Source organism: Faecalibacterium longum (assembly GCF_040094125.1).
GTDB classification, from domain to species: Bacteria; Bacillota; Clostridia; order Oscillospirales; family Ruminococcaceae; genus Faecalibacterium; species Faecalibacterium longum.
Window position 1 is genome coordinate 1 of sequence record NZ_JBBNIH010000156.1, and the last position, 7,411, is coordinate 7,411.

The following is a 7,411-nucleotide window of genomic DNA, read 5'->3' on the forward strand; positions in this document are numbered from 1 at the left end:
GATGCAGCTGCGGCATGACGAAAAAATCCTCGATGAAAGATTTGCTTCCATGCGGGAACTGCATCGTCGGGGCAAAATGCCAGACCCGGAGCATTACGAGGTCACCTACTATGCTGATCTGCCCGCCATGTGGCAGGATGTGCCGAACAACGAGATTTTGGAAGAACTATTTCAGATGTTCAACCTCTCCCGTCCGCAGGATTTTGAGGGGCACAGCCTGTCGGTCAGCGATGTGATCGCACTCAAACGCAATGGCAAAGTGTCTGTGCATTATGTGGACAGCATCGGCTTCAAGGAGCTGCCGGGGTTTCTGGATAAAAAGCCGGAGCACTCTTCTGTTCTGCAAAACCTCAAGGAGAAGTGCGATGCCCCGGAGTGCAACCCAACTGGATGCCGGAAAGCGAGGGCTGAACATGAACTTTGACCACGAGGAATTGACCCTGATGATGCTCTACAACACCGGCACCCGGCTGGGGCTGGTACACGAGTTGCGGCTGATGCAGTGCTATCTGATGCCCGATGAAACCGCCCTGCGGGAACTGTCGGAGGGGGTTATCGAAAAGTTGAAACTGCTGACCGATGCTGAGTTTGCCGAACTGGAATTTCCACTGGACTGATTTTTGCCGCCTGCGGGCGGCGTACATAGGCTCTTTCGCGCAGATGGGTGGTTTGCATTCGGAAGTTATGATGGTGTCCATATGTATGAAGAAAGTGGATCATTCCATAAGGCTTTGAAATCCAAAACGAGGGGCTTGATGAAGCCACCGATGAAAAAGATTGCACTATAGTTTGAAAGCTGAAATAAAATTTTCGCAGATTTAAGGCAACAGCCGGTTGCTTGTGTTTGCCGGTGCAAATCATTATAATTATGTCAAGGTGGTGATATAAATGGAAACAAAAGATGTGATACTAAGTCTGAGAAATAAAAATAATCTCTCTCAGGAAGAACTGGCTGAAAAGGTATTTGTTACTCGTCAGGCAGTTTCTCGTTGGGAAACTGGTGAAACGATTCCAAATACAGAAACCTTAAAACAGCTTTCAAAATTGTTCGATGTGTCTATCAATACATTGTTAGGAACTCCGAGACAGCTTATTTGCCAATGCTGCGGAATGCCTCTTGACGATGAAACACTTAGCAAAGAACCCGATGGCGAATTCAATGAAGATTACTGTAAATGGTGTTACAGTGATGGTCAATTCACATACGGAAGCAAAGAACAGCTTATTGATTTTTGTGTAGAACATATGGCAAATGAGAATTGGTCTGCTGAGCAAGTCAGAGCACATATGGAATCTCTAGCTACACTAAAGCATTGGAAGTAAAACGGCAAGAAATTCCAGTTTGCCAAACTACAAATCGCTTACAGTATCCCCCTGCGGACAGCGCCGATAGCTGTCCGCTATTTTTTTACCCTAAAATCCGAAAAAGGAGGAACGCTATGCCAAGCAAAACCGAAGAATATCTCGCCCTTGCCCAGCGCACGGCGAATGGCTTAACCCGGTACTGGGAAAGCTGGACGAACTATTTGACCACTGCATCCCGGCTGTACAAGTACCCCTTTGCAGACCAGCTGATGATCTACGCCCAGCGGCCTGATTCCACTGCCTGCGCCAGCTTCGACATCTGGAACAATCGCATGAACCGCTATGTCCGGCGCGGCTCCAAGGGCATCGCACTGTTAGACCAGTCCAGCAGTGTGCCGCGTCTGCACTATGTCTTTGATGTGAGCGACACCGGGGTGCGCCGCAATTCCCGTGACCCGGAGGTGTGGCAGTTTAACGACGATCTGAAACAGCCGGTTTCGGAGATGCTGAGCAAGACCTACGGCATCAGCGGAGAGCGTGTCAGCCAGCAGCTTGCGGATGTTGCCGGGAAACTGGTGGCAGATTACTGGGACAACAACGGCGGAGACATCCGCGCCATCGTTGACGGCTCGCTGCTGATGGATTATGATGAAGCCGGAGTGGAGATGCAGTTCAAAAGCGCAGCAGCAATGAGTGTCACCTACACGCTGCTGGAACGCTGCGGCTTTGAGCCTGCCGGGTGGTTCGACAAGGACGATTTTCAGGCAATCTACAATTTCTCTACCCCGGATAGTGTCTACGCCCTCGGCGCAGCCGTCAGCGACATGAGCCGGGAGGTCTTACGCCAAATTGAGCGCACCGTTAAAACAACCATTCGCCGCCGCAATGCAGAAAGGAGCCAGTATGAATATGAACAGCAGGAACGTGACCTACTCGACCGTCGGGGACTACCAGCTCCCGAACCTGATTCTGAACCAGCCCCGGAAGCCGCTGGGCAAGTACGGCAGGCTGCGCCGGACGTACCTGAAAGACCATCGCCCAGTGCTGTACAACACGATGCTCCTGAACGGGAGCCTGTACCCGCACCTGATGGAGGTGGAGCAAACAGCAGAGGACCGGATGCAGCAGACCATAGCACAGCTCTTGAAACAGACCCCCGCCCCGGACAAGGAGCAGAATCAGATGGCATGGGTGCAGCACATGAACAGCCTGCGGGCACAGGCAGAGGAACTGGTGCTGATGGAATTGATTTACAGTTAAGTTTCTTTGATGCCCACATCCCCACCGAAGTCCAGCAAATTGAAAAAATCGACCAAGCGGAGAGCGAAAAAACGCCCTCCGCTTTTTCGTTATCTCAAGCGGAAATTGAGAACGAACTGCGCAAGCACGGTTCAGGATTTATGGGCGGTAAACAGCGCATTATGGCACTGTACCAGACCCAGCCTGACCGCAGCCTCCGTGCCAAGGCTCTGGCAAAGGAGTACGGTATCGGTGGGCACTCCCACGATTATCTGGATGGCAGCAGAGGGTTTGTCAACCACGACTGGAAGGGACTGGAATTCGACCATTACCCCGACCACCAGAAAATCACCTTAAAATGGGCACAGGTGGAACAGTATATCGACCTGATGATCCAGTCCGACCGTTACCTGACGGACAAAGAGAAAGAGCATTACACGCCCCCTGCGCCTGTCAACGCAGAGCCGGATGTTGAGCTTGCTCGTGCCAAAAACCTGATTCGGGAGTTTTGTCAGGAGGAATACGACTCTGAGCCGGACTTCTCCAATTTGTCCAAGATCGGCGTTGCCTACACCAACGCCACGGATGAGGAGATCCCCATTCAGGTCAACGTCGATCTGGTGGGATACCGTGTGGAGCGGTATCTGGGCGAGGTGCTGATAGACGAGCGGCAGTATGAAAGTCTGGAGGACCTGGCCGAAACCGAGCTGGAGGCGCTGGATTTTTCGGAACTGGTCAGCGTCACGGACGAGGAACTGGAGCACTACCACAGTAAGGCGGAGGAACGCCCGGCACTGTTGCCGCTGGATGCCGCTACCGAGTACAACGCCCTGAAGGAGCAGCACCCGGATGCGCTGGTGGGCTTTGAGCAGAACGGACAGTTTGAGTTTTACGCAGATGACGCGCAAAAAGTCAGTGAACTTCTGGGCGGAAAGCTTCTGGAAAAGGAAACGCCACTGGGCACCGTCCCGGTCACCGGCTTTCCCCGCAACCAGTGGGCATACCGTGCCAAGCAGCTGTGGCAGTGCGGCGAGAACGTCTATCTTGCCGGGCTGAACGAGGACGGCACTCATCACCAGACCAAGTACCTGCGCCGGGAGGATTATCTGCCGCTGGGTGCTACCATCCACATGGAAGGGCGTACCTTCCGAGTGGATACGGTAAACTTTGATAAGGACAGCGTTACCCTGCAGGATGTGGCACTGGCAGAAATGCGGATGCCGATTTTCCGGGAGGAACCGCTGGCTCTTGTCCGGGAGTTGTACGAGCAGGAACAGGATGTGATGGAACACCCCCTACCCGATTACAAGGTCGGTGACAATGTTATCGTTGACCTTCCTACCCGAACTATCGAAGGCAAAATCGGCTATGTAGGCGAAACGGATGTGCGCATCGACACCAGCGCACAGGGGCAGTCGTGGGATAACGAAGTTATCAATAAGCAACAATTCGAGGACGGTCTGCGGCAGGTCACGCCGGAACTGACTGACGAAGAACTGGATGCGCTACCCATTTCTGCCGTGATGGACAGAAAGGTGCAGACCTTCCCGGATGCCGCAACCTTGGATGAAGCCCTGAATGCTGAACCTGCGCCAGAACCTGCCGGGAACTTCCACATCACGGATGATGATTTGGGTGTCGGAGGCCCCAAACAGAAATTCGCCCGGAACATCGAAGCCATCCGTACCCTGTTCAAGCTGGAGGAGGAGCACCGTGGTGCCACCGCTGAGGAACAGCGGGTTCTTTCCCAGTATGTAGGCTGGGGCGGTTTGGCAGATGCCTTTGACCCCGGCAAAGATAGTTGGGCAAAGGAATATGCAGAGTTGAAAGGACTGCTCTCCGAGGACGAGTATGCCGCCGCCCGTTCCAGCACTCTGAATGCTCACTACACCTCTCCGGTGGTGATTCGCTCTATTTATGATGCGGTCGAGAAGATGGGCTTCCAGTCGGGAAACATCTTGGAACCGTCTATGGGCGTGGGCAACTTTTTTGGTATGTTACCAGATTCTATGCAGAGCAGCCGCCTGTATGGTGTAGAACTGGACAGCATCACCGGGCGCATTGCCAAGATGCTGTATCCGCAGGCTGACATTACTGTTGCCGGCTTTGAGACCACCGACCGCCGTGATTTCTACGATTTGGCGGTGGGCAACGTGCCCTTTGGTCAGTACAAAGTCAACGATAAGGCGTACAACAAGCTGGGGTTCTCCATCCACAACTACTTTTTCGCCAAAGCTATCGACCAAGTGCGACCGGGCGGTGTCGTGGCGTTCGTCACCAGCCGTTACACCATGGACAGCAAGGACAGCACCGCCCGCAAGCACATGGCAGAACGTGCCGATTTGCTGGGTGCGATCCGTCTGCCGAATAATGCGTTCCGTGCTAACGCTGGTACGGATGTTGTCAGCGATATTATCTTTTTGCAGAAGCGTGACCGCCCTGCGGATATTGAGCCGGACTGGGTGCAGCTTGGCAAGACCGAGGATGGCTTTGCCATCAACCAGTATTTTGTAGATCACCCGGAAATGGTTCTGGGCGAGCTGACCACCGAAAGCACCCAGTACGGACGAGAGGAATTGACCGTTGCACCTATCGAGGGCACCAGCCTTGCCGACCAGCTTGCAGAAGCGGTACAGCATATTGAGGGGCAATACACCGAAGTTGAGGTAGAAACACCAGATATTGCGGATGTCGAAAACGAGAAGCACATTCTCCCGGCTGACCCGGACGTGAAAAACTTCTCCTACACGGTGGTGGACGGCGAAGTGTTCTACCGGGAAAATTCCGTGATGACGCAGGTGGAGCTGTCTGACACCGCCAAGGGGCGCGTCACCGGCATGGTGGAACTGCGGCAGATCGTCAACGAGCTGATCGAACAGCAGTTGAACGATTACCCGGACGAGGACATCAAGGCAACACAGGAGCGTTTGAACACCGCCTACGATGCTTTTACCGCAAAATACGGTCTGCTGAACGACCGCAAAAACGGGCGGCTGTTTGAGCAGGATTCCTCCTACTATCTGCTGTGTTCGCTGGAAAATCTGGACGAGCAGGGGCAGCTCAAATCCAAGGCGGCGATGTTCACCAAGCGCACCATCCGCCCGGAGCGCACCGTCACCAGCGTGGATACCCCCAGTGAAGCGCTGGCAGTGTCCATCGGGGAACGCGGCAAGGTGGATTTGCCCTATATGGCAGAGCTGCTGGGCACTCCCGGTGAGTACGGGCGCATTACCACCGAACTGTCCGGTGTGATCTTCAAAGACCCCAGTGCCGACCCTGCCGATCCGGAAGCGGGGTGGCAGATGGCAGACGAGTACCTGTCCGGCGATGTACGGGCAAAGCTGCGAATGGCGCAGTTCGCCGCCGAAACCAACCCGGAATTTGCGGTCAATGTGGATGCGCTGATTAAGGCACAGCCCAGAGAACTGGAAGCATCTGAAATTGATGTGCGGCTGGGTGCCACATGGCTTGCGCCTGAAATCATTCAAAAATTTATGACCGAGACTTTCCAGATCCCCTACTATCTGCGTCATGCAGTCAAGGTGAGATATTCTCCGTATACCGCAGAGTGGCGTGTGGAGGGTAAAACTGCCACCGGGCGGGGCGATATTATCTCCTCCGAGACCTACGGCACATCCCGTGCCAATGCCTACAAGATTCTGGAAGAAACCCTGAACCTGAAAGATGTCCGCATCTACGACACCATCGAGGATGCTGATGGCAAACCCAAGCGTGTGCTGAACAAGCGGGAGACCATGCTGGCGCAGCAGAAACAGCAGGTCATCAAGGACGCTTTTGCGAACTGGGGCTGGCAGGACCCCCAGCGGCGCATTGCGCTGGTGAAGCAGTACAACGAGCTGTTTAACTCCACCCGCCCCCGTGAATACGATGGCTCCCACATCCATTTCGTCGGCATGAACCCGGAGATCACTCTCCGGGAACACCAGCGCAACGCCATTGCTCATGTGCTTTATGGCGGTAATACGTTGCTTGCACACGAAGTTGGCGCAGGCAAAACCTACGAAATGGCGGCATCCGCTATGGAAGCAAAACGGCTGGGGCTGTGCCAGAAAAGTCTTTTTGTAGTGCCCAACCATTTGACGGAGCAATGGGCATCGGAGTTTCTGAATCTCTATCCTAACGCCAAACTCTTGGTGGCACGGCGCAAGGACTTTGAAACTGCCAACCGCAAAAAATTCTGCGCCCGCATCGCCACCGGCGACTACGATGCCGTCATCATCGGCCATTCGCAATTTGAGCGCATCCCGCTGTCCTTTGAACGGCAGGAGCGCATCATTCAGGAGCAAATTGATGAAACGCTTGCCGCCATCAACGAACTGAAAGCCCATGCAGGTGAGAATTTCTCCATCAAGCAGATGGAAAAGACCCGGAAAACGCTGGAAACCAAGCTGGAAAAACTGCGCTCCGATGAGCGTAAAGACGATGTAATTACCTTTGAACAACTGGGCGTTGACAGGCTTTTTGTGGACGAGAGCCATTTTTACAAGAACCTCTTTTTGACCACAAAAATGCGGAATGTCGCAGGATTATCCACCAGCGAAGCGCAGAAATCCAGCGATATGTTCGGCAAGTGTCGCTATCTGGATGAGATCACCGGCGGGCGGGGCGTGGTGTTCGCCACGGGCACGCCCGTGAGCAATTCCATGACCGAGTTGTACACGGTCATGCGGTATTTGCAGTACAGCACCTTGCAGCAGAAAAAGCTGACCCACTTCGACTGCTGGGCATCCACTTTTGGAGAGACCACCACTGCAATCGAGCTTGCGCCGGAAGGTACAGGCTATCGGGCGAGAACGAGATTTGCCAAGTTCTTCAACCTCCCGGAACTGATGTCCATGTTCAAGGA

At 53.9% G+C, this 7,411-nt stretch carries 4 protein-coding genes; all 4 read left to right on the forward strand.

The genetic code is table 11. From position 1 onward, the window contains the following. Positions 1-424, forward strand: a 424-nt coding sequence (locus tag AAAU26_RS09840) for a YodL domain-containing protein (protein ID WP_349181039.1), incomplete at its 5' end; no start/stop codon positions are given. Next, positions 414-617 carry a transposon-transfer assisting family protein gene (locus AAAU26_RS09845; protein WP_097773944.1) on the forward strand — a complete coding sequence of 68 codons (204 nt, stop codon included), beginning with the start codon at positions 414-416 and terminating at the stop codon, positions 615-617. The genes AAAU26_RS09840 and AAAU26_RS09845, both read left to right, overlap by 11 nt. Positions 618-888: 271 nt before the next feature. Continuing rightward, a complete protein-coding gene (locus tag AAAU26_RS09850) occupies positions 889-1,323 on the forward strand; it encodes a zinc ribbon domain-containing protein (protein WP_227619400.1) in 435 nt (144 codons plus the stop codon). Between the two features lie 116 nt (positions 1,324-1,439). After that, positions 1,440-7,411 (forward strand): DEAD/DEAH box helicase family protein (locus tag AAAU26_RS09860; RefSeq protein WP_489705583.1); only part of this gene is annotated, 5,972 nt, incomplete at its 3' end.